Consider the following 17,097-nt stretch of genomic DNA (forward strand, 5'->3'; position numbering starts at 1 on the left):
AAATTCGTTCAAATTTTATTAAATTCGGAATTTATTTGTTAATATCTAAGCATGTACAATCAGAAAAGAGTCGTTATAGATGCAGTCAAACCACAAATTAACTGTGGAGAATTTTTCATTAAAAGAGTTGTAAATGAAGTTATAAATATAGATGCTAATGTCCTTGTAGATGGTCATGATGTTATAGCTGCTTCTGTGCTATTTAAACATGAAAAAGCTAAAAAATGGGAAGAGGTAAGAATGCAACTCATTGAAAATGATGAGTGGAAAGCATCATTTACAGTCGCCAATCAAGGTTTTTATGCATACAAAGTGCAAGGTTGGGTAGATTATGCCCTGAATTGGCAACATGGTATAGAGCGAAAAATTGAAGACGGTCAACATGTAAAGTCAGAACTTTTAGAAGGTATAATGTATTTGGAGCCTTTATTAAAAAAAGTAAAGGGTAAGGATAAAAACTACCTTGAAAAGTGTATTGAATTTTTTAGTGAAGACAAGCATTACGATAAAGCTATAAATGAAGCACAAAGCGAAAGACTTCATTCCATATTTTATTTATATCCAGAAAAAGCGCTGGTAAACGAAACAAAGGAACTACAAGTTTATGTAGATAGAAAAAAAGCAAGATTTAGTACTTGGTATGAATTTTTCCCACGTTCAACATCAGAAAAAGAGGGTGTTCACGGAACCTTTAAAGATTGTGAACGCTTGTTGCCAAGAGTCGCAGATATGGGTTTTGATACCTTATATTTCCCTCCAATACATCCTATTGGTGAAATTAATCGTAAAGGAAAAAACAATACAACAGAAGCCAAAGATGGAGATGTCGGATCTGCTTGGGGAATTGGTTCTAAAGATGGTGGTCACAAGACTATTCATCCGCAGTTGGGTTCTGTAGCCGATTTTAAGCGTTTAGTTAAGAAAGCTAAAGACTTGGGTGTTGAAGTCGCCATGGACTATGCTTTACAAGCTGCTCCGGATCACCCTTGGGTAACCGAGCATCCAGAATGGTTTAAATGGCGTCCAGATGGCACTGTACAATATGCTGAGAATCCTCCAAAAAAATATCAGGATATTCTTCCTATTTATTGGGAAAGTAAGGACTATAAAAATTTATGGAACGAATGTCTGGATACCATGCTCTATTGGGTCGATTGTGGTATCAATGTGTTCAGAGTAGATAATCCACACACCAAACCATACTATTTCTGGAACTGGTTGATTTCAGAGGTTAAGAAAAAACATTCAGATGTTATTTTTCTAGCGGAAGCATTTACTAAGCCAAAGGTAATGCAACGTTTGGCTAAGGAAGGTTATTCGCAATCATACACCTATTTTACTTGGCGTAATACAAAGCATGAATTGATTGAGTATATGACGGAGTTAACGCAAACTGATCAGCGTGAATATATGCGACCAAACTTCTGGCCAAATACACCAGATATAAACCCATACCACCTACAAGGTGCTAACGAATCGAAATATATTCAGCGATATGCTCTAGCAGCAACCTTAAGTTCTAATATTGGCATTTACGGACCAGTTTTCGAACAACAAATAGATGCAGCTATTCCAGGAAAAGAGGAATATTATATGTCTGAAAAGTTTCAGGTTTGCCATTACGACTGGTTTAAGGAGAATAAGCTCACCTTGTTGATTACAAGGATCAATGCCATCCGCCATCAAAACGAAGCATTGCAACAAACAAATGATATTAGATTTTGTGATGTCAATAATGAAAATCTTATGGCCTTCTATAAATGGAATCATGATAGAAGTAACGAGCTATTAATCATAATTAGTTTAGACCATCATTACCCTCAACGAGGAAGCGTTCAATTACCTTTGAAAGAGTTGGCCGTAAATCAAGGTCATCCAATAACAGTCTCGGATTTAGTGACAGGAAATAGCTACACTTGGTATGACGAATGGAATTTCGTGGAGTTGCATCCAGCACTTCCATTTCATATCTTTAAGATATCTAAATAGTATGGCAAAAAAATCAGAGAAAGCAACTGCGCTACAACCACCTTATAATTTTAACAATAAGTGGGAGGAACTTTTGGAAAACCAAGAGTTTATCAAGGTGTTTTTATCTGATGTTTTGGAAGACTACATTATTAAGCAACGCTGGTATGGAGGCAAAGCAAGCAAATTAAAATATATAGAACTCGCTGAATATTTTAGACTTCAACAGCATGATGAGGTGTATTATGGTTTGATTTTAGAAGTTAATTTTGTCGAGGCATTCTATCAACATTATTTTTTACCTATCGCCTTTGTTTCTGATGAAGATTTTGCAAAAGATGATAGAATTCTGCCCATAAGCATACAGAATCAAGAAGGATTCATTATAGATGCTATTAATCTTGAAGCATTTAGAAAAGTGGTCTTTGAACGTATTTTAACTGCTGTGCCGAATGACAAAACACGTGTTCGTTATCAGAAAAGTGAACTTTTTAAAGATTGTATATATGAGTCTTCAAGATTCATGGGTATGGAACAAAGCAACACCTCCATTGTTTATAATGATAAATATGTTCTAAAATTTTTCAGAAGAATCTACGCTGATAGAAATCCGGATTACGAAATGAGCAGATTTCTTTCAGAGAAGAAGGAGTACAAAAACACACCAGCATATCTTGGAAGTATACAGATAAAGGATAGCGATAATACTAATATTACCATAGCGTTGATGCAAGAAATGGTAGAGAACCAAGGTGATGCTTGGGATTATATGCTTAAGGAATTGCATCAGGTGTTTTCTAATCTAGAATATAAAAATATTGATATTTCTGGACTACCAAAGACAGAAGATTTTGGACGATTGGAAATTAAGGATGTTCCGCCAGAAATTATAGATTGGGCAGGTTTAAATCTATTTGTGAAAGTACAGACATTAGCCAAACGCACTGCGGAAATGCATATTGCATTAGGAAGTGAATTTGAGGATACAGCATTCACGCCAGCCCATTTTAACGGTGATTACGAAGTATGGCTAAAAAACCGATTGTTGTACCAATTCCAAAATCGCTTGAATACCATCGAGAATAGTTTACATAAACTTGATGGGTTAGCCTTAGACTTAGCGAACGAATTTTTAGATAAAAAGAATAGTATTCGTAAACAGTTTGTAAACTTCGATTGGACAAAACTTAAAGGCGAACGCATAAGGGTTCATGGCGATTATCATCTTGGTCAGGTTTTGGTTAAAGATGATGATTTCTACATTCTTGATTTTGAAGGCGAGCCAGAAAGTACAATTAGAGATCGAAAGGTAAAGCAACCACCTTTAAAAGATATTGCTGGTTTATTTAGATCATTTCACTATGCGATTTACGCAACGATTTTTAATAATTTAGATTTATACAAACATAGTCAAGAAGAACTTTTTGAAGCTGGAGAAGTGTTATACCAATATTTAAAATCCGCGTTTTTGGGTACGTATATACTTAAAGTGCAGGAAGCAAATCTTAATATAGGTTATCATCAAGAACGTATATTTTTATTAAAGTATTCATTGCTAGAAAAAGCAGTTTATGAGTTGGGCTATGAGCTCAATTCTCGTCCAAGATGGGCAGTGATTCCTTTAAAAGGTATCTCAAACATCATTAATAATTAGTTTATGGCAGAAGTAATTCCTCATAGTTTTTTTACCGATTTTGATATTAATCTATTTAAAGCGGGTAAACATTATCGCTTATACGAAAAATTCGGTTCACACATCACTACTGTCGATGGTATAGAGGGTGTGTATTTTGCAGTATGGGCACCAAGTGCAAAGATGGTTTCTGTAGTAGGTGACTTTAATTATTGGGTTGAGGGCGAACACAAATTAAATGTGCGTTGGGATTCAAGTGGTATTTGGGAAGGCTTTATTCCTGGTGCTGGTAAAGGAAGCATATATAAGTATAAAATTCAAAGTAATCACAACGATATAAAAACGGAAAAAGCAGATCCCTACGCTAGACGTTCGGAGCATAATCCTAAAACTGCGTCCATAGTTTGGGAAGATGATTATAATTGGAAAGACAGTAAATGGATGAAGAAGCGAAAAAAGCACAATGCTTTAGATGCTCCATTTTCTGTTTATGAAGTGCACTTAGGCTCTTGGAAACGAAAAAAGGATAATAGTTTTTTATCCTATGAGGATTTGGCTGATGAACTTGTAGCTTATGTTAAGGACATGAATTTTACGCATGTGGAGTTAATGCCAATCATGGAATTTCCATATGATCCTTCTTGGGGCTATCAGCTTACGGGTTATTTTGCACCAACATCACGGTTTGGTGATCCAGAAGACTTTAAGCTCCTGGTAGATAAGTTGCACCAAAATGATATCGGAATTCTACTGGATTGGGTACCGTCACATTTTCCTGAAGATGCGCATGGCCTAGGATTTTTTGATGGTTCTGCGCTTTATGAGCATCCAGATCCTAAAAAAGGCTATCATCAAGATTGGAAGAGTTTAATTTTTAACTATGGCCGAAATGAGGTAAAATCTTTTTTGATAAGTAACGCTATTTTCTGGTTAGATCAATTTCACGCCGATGGTTTGCGTGTAGATGCGGTAGCGTCTATGTTGTTTTTAGATTACAGTAGAGAAGATGGAGAGTGGGAACCAAATATGTTTGGTGGCAGAGAGAATTTAGAAGCGATGTCATTTTTAAGAGAAATGAATGAGGCAGTGTATTCAGCTTTTCCAGATGTACAAACCATAGCCGAAGAGTCTACAGCTTTTCCTATGGTTTCAAGGCCCACTTCTCTTGGAGGATTAGGCTTTGGTATGAAATGGATGATGGGCTGGATGCACGATACCTTACAATATTTTGGAAAGGAGCCAGTCTACAGAAAGCATCATCAAAATGATTTAACGTTTTCTATGACTTATGCATTTACAGAAAACTTTATGTTGCCTTTAAGTCATGATGAGGTAGTCTATGGCAAGCGTTCTATTTTGGGCAGGATGCCTGGTGATGAATGGCAGCGTTTTGCAAATTTAAGGCTCTTATACAGCTATATGTTTACACATCCGGGCGGAAACCTATTATTTCAAGGCGGAGAATTTGGGCAAAGTGAAGAATGGAACTTTGAAAATAGCTTGGATTGGCACCTACTACAATACGAACCCCATAAAGGTGTTAAAGAACTCATTAAGGATTTAAATGCCTTATACAAATCTGAACCAGCACTTTATGAAAAACAATTTTCTTCTGAAGGATTTGAATGGATAGACTATAACGATGCTGAGAATTCTGTATTTACCTACGTAAGAAAGGGTATTGATGACAAAGATAATTTGGTGATTGCCTGCAATATGACACCTATGCCAAGGGAAAATTATAAATTGGGATTATCTAGAAAAGGAAAATTGAAGGAAATATTTAATAGTGATTTTAAAAAATACTTCGGTAGTGGCAATTACAAGAATAGCTTAAAAACGACTAAATCTGATCCTTGGCATTTTAGGGATCATTCAATTGAGATTGACATTCCACCATTAGGAATGGTAGTTTTTAAGTATAATGCTCAATCAAAACCTAAGACAAGCACTAAAAAAAGAAAGTAAAAGCAGTTCTAAAGCTACACCTCAAAATAAACTTGGATAATTATAAATTTAGACTTTAGAATTGTTTAAAAACGATGCCATTTTTTTAATTTTCTGCATTATAATAGCCCGAAAACGATGTAGTTGACAATTCATCTGAATTAAACTTTCAAAGTTTTTTTTACTGCTAATTTTTCCGTTTTTTTACAATCATTTTGCATTAAATCCTGCTATGATTGTAAATACAGAATTAGAAAATAAAGGAAATCTTTTTCCTTCAAAAATAATTGACTTCAAGAAAGATGTCGATACTTTATACTTCACCACAGAAAACGATGTCATACTACAACTCACTGTAGTAAGGGACAGTGTTCTACGTTTTAGATATACTACTGATGGTAGCTTTAAAAATGACTTTTCTTATGCTATAACCAAATACGCAAGTACTGGTTATAATAAGCTTGAGATAAAAGAAGATGAAAATTGCTATGAAATCACGACTTCAAAATTGCGATGTGAAATTTCAAAGGAAAGCTTGCGCGTTTCTATTTATGATGTCAAGGATGGTGTGCTAATAAATCAGGACGAAACAGGTTTTCATTGGGAGGAGAATTATCATCAAGGTGGTAATATTGTTAAGATGAGTAAGGTGTCCAATGATGGTGAAAGTTACTATGGTCTTGGTGACAAACCTAATCATTTAAGTTTAAAGGGTAAAAGATATACGAATTGGGTAACTGATTCTTATGCTTACGGAAAGGATACAGACCCAATTTATAAGGCAATACCTTTTTACACCGGTCTACATCATGATAAGGCTTACGGCGTTTTCTTTGATAATACTTTTCAGACGAGTTTTGATTTTTCCGCTGAACGACGCAATGTCACAAGCTTTTGGGCACAAGGTGGAGAAATGAATTACTATTTCTTTTATGGTCCAAAAATGACAGAGGTTGTCGAAAGTTACACAGACCTTACAGGAAAACCTCATTTATTACCTCCAATGTGGGCTTTGGGATTCCATCAATGTAAATGGAGTTATTATCCAGAAACTAAGGTAAAAGATATTACTGCTACATTTAGAAAACTCAAAATTCCATGCGATGCCATTTATTTGGATATCGATTACATGGAAGGTTTCCGTTGTTTTACTTGGAATAAGGAATACTTTCCAGATCCAAAACGTATGGTGAAAGAATTAGCCGACGATGGCTTTAAGACCGTGGCTATAATTGATCCAGGTATTAAGATAGATAAAGATTATTCCATTTTTAAAGAGGCTTTGGAAAAGGATTATTTCTGTAAGCGTGCCGATGGTGATTACATGAAAGGAAAGGTTTGGCCAGGAGAATGCTATTTTCCAGACTTCACAAATCCTGAAGTTAGAGATTGGTGGTCAGGTTTGTTTAAGGAGTTGATTTCCGATATTGGTATAAAAGGTGTTTGGAATGATATGAATGAGCCCGCTGTGATGGAAGTGCCAAATAAAACATTCCCAGATGATGTACGTCATGATTATGATGGTAATCCCTGCAGCCATAGAAAGGCGCATAATGTTTATGGCATGCAAATGGCAAGAGCTACTTATCAAGGGTTAAAAAAGTATTCTTATCCGAAACGACCTTTTGTAATTACAAGAGCGGCCTATTCAGGTACGCAGCGTTATACATCTACTTGGACAGGTGATAATGTAGCAACTTGGGAACATCTTTGGATTGCCAATATTCAGGCGCAACGTTTAGCAATGTCTGGTTTTTCATTTGCAGGTAGTGATATTGGAGGCTTTGCCGAGCAGCCACAAGGCGAATTATTTACGCGTTGGATTCAATTGGGTATTTTTCATCCATTTTTTAGAGTTCATTCTTCTGGAGATCATGGTGACCAAGAACCCTGGGCTTTCGATGAAGATGTGACTGATATCGTTAGAAAGTTTATTGAAATAAGGTATCAACTATTACCTTATTTATATACCGCATTTTGGAACTATGTAGATCATGGTACGCCATTGTTAAAGTCGTTAGTATTATATGATCAAACCGATGTGCATACGCATTATAGAACGGATGAGTTTATTTTTGGCGAACAGATATTGGCCTGTCCAGTTCTAGAGCCAAATGCCAAAGGAAGACGAATGTATGTTCCTAAAGGCAATTGGTATAACTTTTGGACGGATGAAATTGTCAAGGGAGGAAAAGAAATGTGGGTCGATGCAGATATAGATAGTATGCCAATTTTTGTAAAAGAAGGCGCTATAATTCCTAAATATCCTATACAACAATATGTTGGGGAAAAGGAGATAAAGGAGATTACGTTAGATGTCTACTACAAAAAAGGTAAGGAGGAAAGTGAATTGTTCAGTGATGCCAATGATGGTTATGATTATACCAAAGGGAGATATAGTCTCAGGAATTTTAGCTTGACGGGACGTTCCAGTGAATTGATAATTAATCAGTATAAGGAAGGTAAATATGTGACACCATATGAGACCTTTAATATCCAAATTCATGGATTGCCTTTTGATATAGCAGAAATTCAAATAGATAATGAAGCAATTTCCTTAAAGCATTTAAAGTCTAATGGTACAAACTCTTTTGTAGTAGACAAGAATTTTTCTGAGTTACATATTATAGGTGTAAAGTCAAAACCATAGTGACTTACATATTATTTTAGTGTCTTATTAATACGAAATCATTTCGTATTTTAGTAATTCAATATATAAACCATTAGCTATGAATTTAAAAAAATCAATTTTAGCCATTGGAATTGTTGCCGTTATAGTGTCCTGTGCTACGAATCCATTCACTCACAAAAAGACTCTAGCACTAGTTTCTAATGATCAATTGTTCCCATCTTCATTTTCCCAATATAATCAGGTATTAAATGAAAGTAAAGTTGTTACAGGAACCAAGGACTCTGAGATGATTACTCGTGTAGGTCAGCGTATAGCTGTTGCCGCAGAACGTTGGTTAAATGCAAATGGTAATCAGGGTTATCTCGATGATTATAAATGGGAGTATAAACTCATAGAATCTGAACAAGTAAACGCATGGTGTATGCCAGGTGGTAAAATTGCATTCTATACAGGTATTCTGCCTATAGCTCAAAACGAGACAGGAGTTGCGGCAATTATGGGACATGAGGTTGCACACGCATTGGCAAATCACGGTCAACAGCGCATGAGTTCTGGAATGTTACAGCAGCTTGGTGGTGTGGCAGTCGCAGTTGCAGCAGGTAACGAAAGCCCAGAAAAACAACAAATGTGGATGCAGGCTTACGGTATAGGAAGTACGGTTGGTTTTGCATTGCCGTTTAGCAGAGGTCATGAGACAGAAGCTGATAAAATAGGATTGCTTTTAATGGGTATAGCAGGATATAATCCCGATGAGGCTGCAGAATTATGGAAACGTATGAAAGCTAACAGTGGAGGGCAAGCACCACCAGAATTTTTAAGCACACATCCAAGCAATGATAGTAGAATTCAGAATTTACAGGCATTAGCTCCAAAAATGAAAGCAGAAGCTAAAAAATTTGGTGTCACTACATTTAGACCGATAAATTAATATTTGGTTAAATAATATTTGACTATTTTAGAAGCTGCTCATTGAGAGCAGCTTTTTTTATTTCAATATTATATGGGTGAACTTAAAAAAGGAAGCAAAAAACTTCTAAATGCTTGGGCATTTTATGACTGGGCAAATTCAGTTTATACACTAACCATTGCATCCTCAATATTTCCAATTTTCTATTCAGCATTGTTTTTGTCTGAGATAAAGAAAGTTACGGCATTTGGTTATGAATTTAAAAGTACGGCGTTAATTACTTTTGTTACTGCGTTTACGTTCTTGGTTGTTGCCATAATATCTCCAATATTATCTGGTATAGCCGATTACATTGGAAATAAGAAGAATTTCATGAAATTTTTCTGTTATGTTGGCTCAGTTGGATGTATTGGATTGTATTGGTTTAGTCTAGATAGAATACATCTTAGCCTATTGTTCTATTTTATGGGATTGATAGGGTATTGGGGAAGTTTGGTATACTACAATTCTTATCTTCCAGATATAGCATATCCGGAACAACAGGACAGTGTTAGTGCTAAAGGTTTCAGTATGGGTTACATTGGCAGTGTTATTTTGTTATTGATTAATCTTGGAATGGTGCTATATCCAAATTTATTCGGTTTTGATGTAAGTATTAGTTCTGCTATTGCAGAAAATGGTACTGAAACTGAAATTGCTAAGGCGATGGAAGAGGCTAAAAATAAGGCATCTTTTGAAGCTATGAAAATTTCCTTTATTACAGTAGGTATATGGTGGGCGTTATTTAGTCAGTATACATTTTATGTATTACCAAAAGGAGTGTCGGCTGGACATAAAGTGACAAAAGATGTCATCTTTAATGGCTTTAAGGAGTTGAGAGGTGTTTGGTCTCAACTTAAAGAAAACTTGAGATTAAAGCGCTATTTGTATGCATTTTTTGTGTTTAGTATGGCTGTACAAACCATTATGCTTGTAGCAGTTTATTTTGGTGAGGAAGAAATTTCTTGGGGAGATGATGAATCTAAAACAATAGGATTAATTGGTAGCATATTAATTATTCAGATTGTAGCTATAATAGGCGCTTTGCTCACCTCATGGGTATCCTCAAAATTGGGTAATATTAAAACACTTATTGCGGTTAATTTTATTTGGATGACGCTTTGCTTTTATGCCTATTTCATGGAAACACCTTATCAATTTTATATTGCTGCGTCATTAGTAGGATTTGTAATGGGAGGGATCCAATCCTTGGCAAGATCAACCTACTCTAAATTTTTACCAGAAACAGAAGATACAACATCATATTTTAGTTTTTATGATGTCGCTGAAAAAATTGGTATTGTAATAGGAATGCTCATTTATGGTTTTATAGATCAAATAACAGGTAGTATGCGCAACTCAATTCTGTTTCTATTCGTATTCTTTTTAGTTGGAATTATTCTACTTTTCAGAGTACCAAAAGAACCTATTGAGAATTAATTTATAATACTCTCATTTTTTAATAAAAAAAGGACAAGCAAAACACTTGTCCTTTTCAATTTTGGTTGATTTAGTTTAGTATTAATTACTAATGCTTCCAGAACCACTAACCTTAGTGTCTTTGCTAGTTGGTTTTCCTGAATAACTTACATCTCCAGAGCCCGCTATTCTTACCTTTAATACACCGTTGCAAACCACATTTGCATCTCCAGAACCAGCAATTTTCACTTCTACATTCTTACTATCCAAACTACTACCCTGAAAATCACCAGAACCAGCAATTTTTGTTTCTAGATTATTTGTAGAACCGCTTAATTGAATATCACCAGAACCTGATATACTGCTTTCTAAAGAATTAGAATCTACTTGTAAATTAATATCGCCAGAACCTGCTAGAGATACTTTAAATTCGTCTGCTTTGATGGTGCCAGAATTTTCAACATCACCAGAACCTGCTAGGGATACAGACTCAATAGACTCATAAGGTACGGTTACAATAATAGTTTTTGTAGGTCTTAGATTAGCACCTTTTTTTGATTTAACTACGAGTTTACCGTCTTTAACTTCTGTGATGATATATTCCATAAGGTTGGCATCTCCTTTTATTGTAATTTCACCTTCTTTGCCTTGAACCAATTTAAAGTCCATAGAACCTGCTGCTTTTAAGCCGCTATAATCTCCTGTCGATCTTGTAATCGTAGTAATGTTGCCATCGCCTTTTATTTTCTTCCATTGTGCATATGAAAGAGTAGTACTCAAGAGAAAAACTAATACTGTAATTGATTTTAAAAATTTCATAATTGTTTGGTTTTATTCGTTATTTGATTGTTATAATTTTTTGAAACTCACACTTCCATGTTGAGATTTAATTTTTAACATATTCCCAGAATCTTTAGTGCCATAGTAACCTTGATACTTTTTACTAGTATGATTTATTTCTTTGTTTATAAAATTAAACCCTTCAGAATCTCTTAATGATCCATGCTGAAAGTCCAAATCGAAATTAAAATTAAAGGCATTATCATAACCTATAGTCATGCTAGTAAACTTAACATCAATATCTATATTATTGGCTTTAGGTGCTATTTTCTCAATCTTTAAAGAACCATGATTAGCCTTAACTGTTAAATTTTTGAACAGATTACCTATTCTAAAGGTGAGGTGATTGCCTTTTCCATTTAAATTATTAATGTTATCAACTTTTAAAGAACCATGGTTACAATCATATTCAATATTTTCTGCAAACTCTACTGTGGATCTTGTATGATTGGCATTAAGATTTATTTTTTCAGTTTTTGCAATTGTAAAACCACTATGGTTGGCTGAAATTTCACCTTCCTTAATGTATTCAAAATAACAATCTCTTGTATGATTAAAACTAATCACATTGTTATTAGACATCAATTCTTTAGTCGTAATTTTACCGTGGTCACATCTAATTTTGCTAGAACCTTTTAGTTTATCTAAATTAATTGATCCAAACTTGTTGCTAAGGTCTACATTATTAGTCATTGGCATCTTAATAACATAGTCAATTTCCATTTTTAGATTCATCTTCTTTCCCCAATTCCACCAGCTCTTCTCATTTTTATCGATTTCAGTTATAGCAGAAACAAGATCGCTAGAAGATGAAAATTGAACATCAATTCTATCGAGACGATCTTGTACTTTTTCATCGTTATTGCCAGTTACTTTAATCGTTATGTCAAACTCTACTCGGTTTTGATCCCAAGTAATGATGCTTAAGTTTCCAAAGCTGTTCTTTACTTTTACAGTAGCATTAGAAGAGACATTAAATGACTTTTTAATAGTTCTTTCTTTGCTTGCTTTAGTCGTTTCTATGTCTTCGTTTGCTAATGCCACAAGAGGTACTAACAAAAATAATAGTGCTAATCTAAATTGTATTTTTAGGTTCATCAGTATTGATTTTTAGTTCTTTAATAATTTCTATTTGTTCTAGAACAGTATTTAATATATCTATTCTACTTTGAAAGTTGGAAATCATGGCATAAATAACACGCTGGTCTTTTCCAATTTCGTTTAAATCTGTTTTTAAATTTTGGTAATCTTCTTCTAATAAATGAATTTGTTCTAAGGCATCCGTTATAATTTGTTCAGTTAATGGAGAACGTTCATTGTTCAATTGCTTCAATTCAGCTTCAATAGTAGCCGTGAAGAAATCTTGTGTTTCGGATAGCTCTGGTGATACACTTGCCAAATCCATGATTTCAGGTTCACTTTGGTTTGTTATGAACACGCTAAGACAAATCACTAAAGAAGCCGCAATAGCCAAGTAAGGTTTCCAACTAAAGCGTTTTGACTTTTTAGTTTCAGCTGAAACCATATTTTTGGCCTTAAGCTTGTCTAAAAACCGATCTTGATGTCCGTCATTCGGGTCATTGATATCAAATTCACCCTTAAGATTCTCAAATAAATTTTCTAAAGTATCTTTCTGCATAGTTCTTACTTTAAGCTGTTTGCATTAATTTTTTACGTAAACTTTCTTTTGCTCTAGAAATCATGGTTCTACAGTTAGCATAAGAAATATTCATAATATCACAGATTTCTTCATAATCGTAACCTTCTATAAGATGTAAGGACAAACCTAAGCTATAGTTGGGTTTTAGGGTTTTCATCACATTCATAATTTGTTTTACTTTATCGGTATTTTGGCTACCTTCTTCAATGCCACTGTCATCTTCAACTTTATACATTATTTGTTCTAAAGGCACTTCATTCTGTTTGGACGTTTTATTGTAATGCGCAATACTATTGTTCACTACAATTCGTTTTAACCATGCACCAAATAATTTGGTGTCCTCTAGGGTATTCAATTTTGTAAATGCTGTCAAAAAAGACTCTTGCATTATATCCTCAGCTCTAAAAGAATCTTTTACAATCCTTAGTGCTGTGTTATACATGGCTTTGTTGTATCTATTGTAAACTTCCAACTGTGCACGTTGGTTACTAGATTTACAAAGCAATAGTAACTGTTCGATATCTTGATTGGTTGATGTCAAAAAAACAATTGCTTTATTTTATAGATGTGGTTGTTTGTTCATTGTTACAGTTTGAGTAAAAAACTTTTAAAATTTCTTAAAGGTAATGGCACAACAATTGAATTTATAGTAGTGTGAATAACTTTGAATATCTTCTAACTTATTGATATTCAATATAAAGTTAATTATTAATACATTTAAACAAATGCCTATCTGTTAGTTTTAGTGACAGAATGGCTTAAAAATAGTATGAAAAAATCAAATTTTATAAGCTTTGACAGTTTGTCATTGCAGGATTTTGACGAGAATTCAGAATTGATTCCATTGATGACTCCAGAGGATGAAGAGCTCATTAATAATGAATCATTACCAGACTCCTTACCAATTTTGCCACTTAGAAATACGGTCTTATTTCCAGGTGTTGTAATTCCAATTACAGCGGGTCGTGATACCTCTATCAAACTTATTAATGATGCTAATAAAGGTGGAAAAGTCATTGGTGTGGTAGCACAAAAAGACGAAGCAGTTGAGAATCCAGCAGCAAAGGATATATATAAAACAGGTACTGTTGCTCGAATATTAAAAGTGCTAAAAATGCCTGATGGTAATACTACTGTTATCATACAAGGGAAGAAACGTTTTCAGATTAATGAAGTCATTTCAGAAAAACCATATTTAACTGCAACAATTTCTGATTTGTCTGAAACAAAACCTGAAAAAGGACATGAAGAATTCAGCGCCATTATAGATTCCATAAAGGATTTGTCTTTAGATATTATAAAGGAAAGTCCAAATATTCCTTCAGAGGCAAGCTTTGCAATAAAGAATATAGAAAGTAATTCATTTCTTGTAAATTTTGTGTCTTCTAATATGAATCTCAAGGTAGAGGAGAAGCAATCGCTATTAAAGATCAATGACTTAAAGGAACGTGCTTTAGAAACCTTGAAGTTCATGAATCTTGAATATCAAAAATTAGAATTAAAAAATGATATTCAAAACAAGGTTCAGAGCGATATGAACCAGCAGCAGCGTGAGTATTTCTTGCATCAACAGATGAAAACCATTCAAGAAGAATTGGGTGGAGGTGTGTCTTCTGGTGAAGAGATTGAAGATATGAAAGCGCGTGCCAAGGATAAGAAATGGGATGATAAAGTAAAGGCTCATTTCGATAAGGAATTGGCTAAGATGCAACGCATGAATCCTCAGGTCGCTGAGTATTCCATTCAGCGTAATTACCTAGATTTATTCTTGGATTTACCATGGAATGAATTCAGTGATGATAAGTTTGATTTAAAACGTGCTATGAAAATCTTGGATCGTGACCATTTTGGTTTGGACGATGTTAAGAAACGTATTATTGAATATTTAGCAGTATTAAAGCTTCGTAATGATATGAAGTCTCCAATTCTTTGTTTATATGGACCACCTGGTGTAGGTAAGACCTCGTTAGGAAAGTCCATTGCTGAAGCTTTGGGAAGAGAATATGTAAGAATATCTCTTGGTGGATTGCGTGATGAGGCTGAAATCCGTGGACATAGAAAAACATATATAGGTGCCATGCCAGGCCGTATTATCCAAAGTTTGAAAAAAGCGGGCACATCTAATCCAGTATTTGTGCTAGATGAGATTGACAAATTATCTACGGGCAATCAAGGCGATCCTTCTTCTGCAATGTTAGAAGTGTTGGATCCTGAGCAAAACAGTGAGTTCTACGATAACTTTCTTGAGATGGGTTACGACTTATCGAAAGTGATGTTTATAGCGACTTCAAATAGCATGGCAACAATTCAGCCTGCATTGAGAGATCGCATGGAAATTATTAATGTGACAGGCTATACTATTGAAGAAAAGGTAGAAATTGCGAAGCGCCATTTATTACCAAAACAATTAAAAGAGCATGGCCTAGACGGTACAGCATTAAAAATTGGGAAACCTCAATTAGAAAAAATAGTTGAAGGCTATACTCGTGAATCTGGAGTAAGAGGTCTAGAAAAGCAAATTGCCAAAATGGTGAGATATGCAGCCAAGAATATTGCCATGGATGAAGGCTATAATGTAAAAATCTCGAACGAAGATGTTATTGAAGTCTTAGGCAGTCCACGTTTGGAGCGCGATAAATATGAGAATAACAATGTCGCAGGCGTTGTTACCGGTTTAGCTTGGACAAGAGTGGGTGGTGATATTTTATTTATAGAGTCTATTTTATCGAAAGGTAAAGGTAATTTGAGCATTACTGGAAACCTAGGTAAGGTCATGAAAGAATCTGCTACGATTGCTATGGAATATATCAAAGCGAATGCCGATAAGTTTGAAATAGATCCAGAAGTATTTGATAAATATAATGTTCATATTCATGTTCCAGAAGGTGCAACTCCTAAAGATGGACCAAGTGCAGGCGTTACCATGTTAACATCTTTAGTATCTTTGTTTACACAGCGTAAAGTCAAAAAGAGTTTGGCGATGACTGGAGAAATTACACTAAGAGGAAAAGTATTACCTGTTGGAGGCATTAAAGAAAAAATCTTGGCTGCTAAACGCGCAAGAATTAAGGAGATTTTACTTTGTGAAGATAATAAAAGAGATATAGACGAAATAAAACCTGAATATTTAAAGGGATTAACCTTTCACTATGTAAGGGATATGAGTGATGTCTTAGACATTGCTATTACGAAACAAAAAGTGAAGAATGCGAAGAAATTATAAATTAATTCTTTCTATAGTAGTTGTTTTATTGGCTGGAGCCTTTGCTTTTAGTCAAGAAAAAGAGGTGGAGTATAGGGATGTTGTTCTAGATGGCAAACCTGCAAAACTTAATATTGCTACAGGAGAAATTACATTTGTAAATCCAAAAGATAAAAAGGCACCAGTAAAGTTTGATGATTTTGTTGCTGCAAAAGAAAAGGATTCTTTGCAGACTAGTAATAAGGATGAGATTGCTGGGTTACATGTAGTCCAAGAAGGTGAAACCCTATTTGACATATCAAAATATTATAATGTTTCTCTAACCAAACTTAAAAAGGCGAACAATCTTGAAACCACTTTAATAAGTAAAGGGCAAGTTTTAAGGGTTAAAAATTTTGATGCAGCCATCCCAGACAATACTAATACAGAATCTGAAACCACGTATAACAATGCTGAAAACAAATCGGGTTACCATAATGTTTCTAAAGGGGAAACCCTATTTCGTTTAGCAAAAGCATATGGTTTAAGTTTAGAAGAATTAAAACGTTTGAACAACTTAAGTTCAAATATAATTACGGTTGGTCAAACGCTTCGAGTTAAAGAAAATCCTGTTAGTGCTGCAAACCTTAACCAAACTAATACTTCTGATTCTATTTGGGTAGTGTCTAAAGGGGATACCTTATTTGGTATTTCCAAGAAAAATGGAATTAGCGTTGATGAATTAAAGCGCTTAAATGGATTGACTGAAAATACTATTTATGTCGGTCAAAAACTTCGTCTTAACTAGAAAACCAAGCATTCAAAAAATAAAAAAATCATATCATCGTTTTAAGATAGATTTAGTCATATA

At 34.5% G+C, this 17,097-nt stretch carries 12 protein-coding genes; 8 read left to right on the forward strand and 4 right to left on the reverse strand.

What is annotated here, in order from left to right; all coding sequences use genetic code 11:
* The first annotated feature begins 51 nt into the window (after window positions 1-51).
* From H7F21_RS17080 to H7F21_RS17105, 6 genes are all read left to right on the forward strand, one after another.
* On the forward strand, window positions 52-1,989 hold the full coding sequence (locus H7F21_RS17080; protein WP_185790531.1) for an alpha-1,4-glucan--maltose-1-phosphate maltosyltransferase: 1,938 nt from the start codon (window positions 52-54) through the stop codon (window positions 1,987-1,989).
* 1 nt (window position 1,990) lies between these two features.
* Window positions 1,991-3,622, forward strand: a complete 1,632-nt coding sequence (locus H7F21_RS17085; protein WP_185790532.1) for a trehalose synthase — start codon at window positions 1,991-1,993, stop codon at window positions 3,620-3,622.
* Between the two features lie 3 nt (window positions 3,623-3,625).
* Window positions 3,626-5,569 carry a 1,4-alpha-glucan branching protein GlgB gene (glgB, locus tag H7F21_RS17090; RefSeq protein WP_185790533.1) on the forward strand — a complete coding sequence of 648 codons (1,944 nt, stop codon included), beginning with the start codon at window positions 3,626-3,628 and terminating at the stop codon, window positions 5,567-5,569.
* Window positions 5,570-5,780: 211 nt separating this feature from the next.
* Entirely contained in the window at window positions 5,781-8,198 is a 2,418-nt protein-coding gene (locus H7F21_RS17095; protein WP_185790534.1) for a glycoside hydrolase family 31 protein, read from the forward strand.
* A 79-nt stretch (window positions 8,199-8,277) separates the two neighbouring features.
* Complete coding sequence (locus H7F21_RS17100) at window positions 8,278-9,108, forward strand: M48 family metallopeptidase (RefSeq protein WP_185790535.1); 831 nt, start codon at window positions 8,278-8,280, stop codon at window positions 9,106-9,108.
* A 72-nt stretch (window positions 9,109-9,180) separates the two neighbouring features.
* Window positions 9,181-10,566 (forward strand): MFS transporter, encoded by a 1,386-nt coding sequence (locus H7F21_RS17105; protein ID WP_185790536.1) that lies wholly within the window; start codon window positions 9,181-9,183, stop codon window positions 10,564-10,566.
* A gap of 81 nt (window positions 10,567-10,647) precedes the next feature.
* Here the strand turns inward: H7F21_RS17105 and H7F21_RS17110 are convergent, their stop codons facing one another.
* The 4 genes from H7F21_RS17110 to H7F21_RS17125 are packed head-to-tail and all read right to left on the reverse strand — an operon-like array spanning window position 10,648 to window position 13,586.
* The gene (locus tag H7F21_RS17110) at window positions 10,648-11,364 is read right to left on the reverse strand and encodes a head GIN domain-containing protein (RefSeq protein WP_185790537.1); all 717 of its coding nucleotides are present in this window, start codon (window positions 11,362-11,364) and stop codon (window positions 10,648-10,650) included.
* 30 nt (window positions 11,365-11,394) lie between these two features.
* Window positions 11,395-12,483 (reverse strand): hypothetical protein, encoded by a 1,089-nt coding sequence (locus H7F21_RS17115; protein ID WP_185790538.1) that lies wholly within the window; start codon window positions 12,481-12,483, stop codon window positions 11,395-11,397.
* Window positions 12,461-13,024 carry a hypothetical protein gene (locus H7F21_RS17120; protein ID WP_185790539.1) on the reverse strand — a complete coding sequence of 188 codons (564 nt, stop codon included), beginning with the start codon at window positions 13,022-13,024 and terminating at the stop codon, window positions 12,461-12,463. The genes H7F21_RS17115 and H7F21_RS17120 overlap by 23 nt, the downstream gene beginning before the upstream one ends.
* Window positions 13,025-13,034: 10 nt before the next feature.
* Window positions 13,035-13,586, reverse strand: a complete 552-nt coding sequence (locus H7F21_RS17125) for an RNA polymerase sigma factor (RefSeq protein ID WP_185790540.1) — start codon at window positions 13,584-13,586, stop codon at window positions 13,035-13,037.
* A gap of 228 nt (window positions 13,587-13,814) precedes the next feature.
* Between H7F21_RS17125 and lon the strand changes: the two genes are divergently transcribed.
* Together lon and H7F21_RS17135 are read left to right on the forward strand one after the other, a co-directional pair.
* Window positions 13,815-16,268, forward strand: coding sequence for an endopeptidase La (gene lon, locus H7F21_RS17130; RefSeq protein ID WP_185790541.1), 2,454 nt, complete (start codon window positions 13,815-13,817; stop codon window positions 16,266-16,268).
* Window positions 16,252-17,034, forward strand: a complete 783-nt coding sequence (locus tag H7F21_RS17135) for a LysM peptidoglycan-binding domain-containing protein (protein WP_185790542.1) — start codon at window positions 16,252-16,254, stop codon at window positions 17,032-17,034. Before lon ends, H7F21_RS17135 begins: the two co-directional genes overlap by 17 nt.
* Window positions 17,035-17,097 lie beyond the last annotated feature (63 nt).

Origin of the sequence: Winogradskyella flava, from assembly GCF_014243395.1 — a bacterium.
Taxonomy (GTDB): Bacteria; Bacteroidota; Bacteroidia; order Flavobacteriales; family Flavobacteriaceae; genus Winogradskyella; species Winogradskyella flava.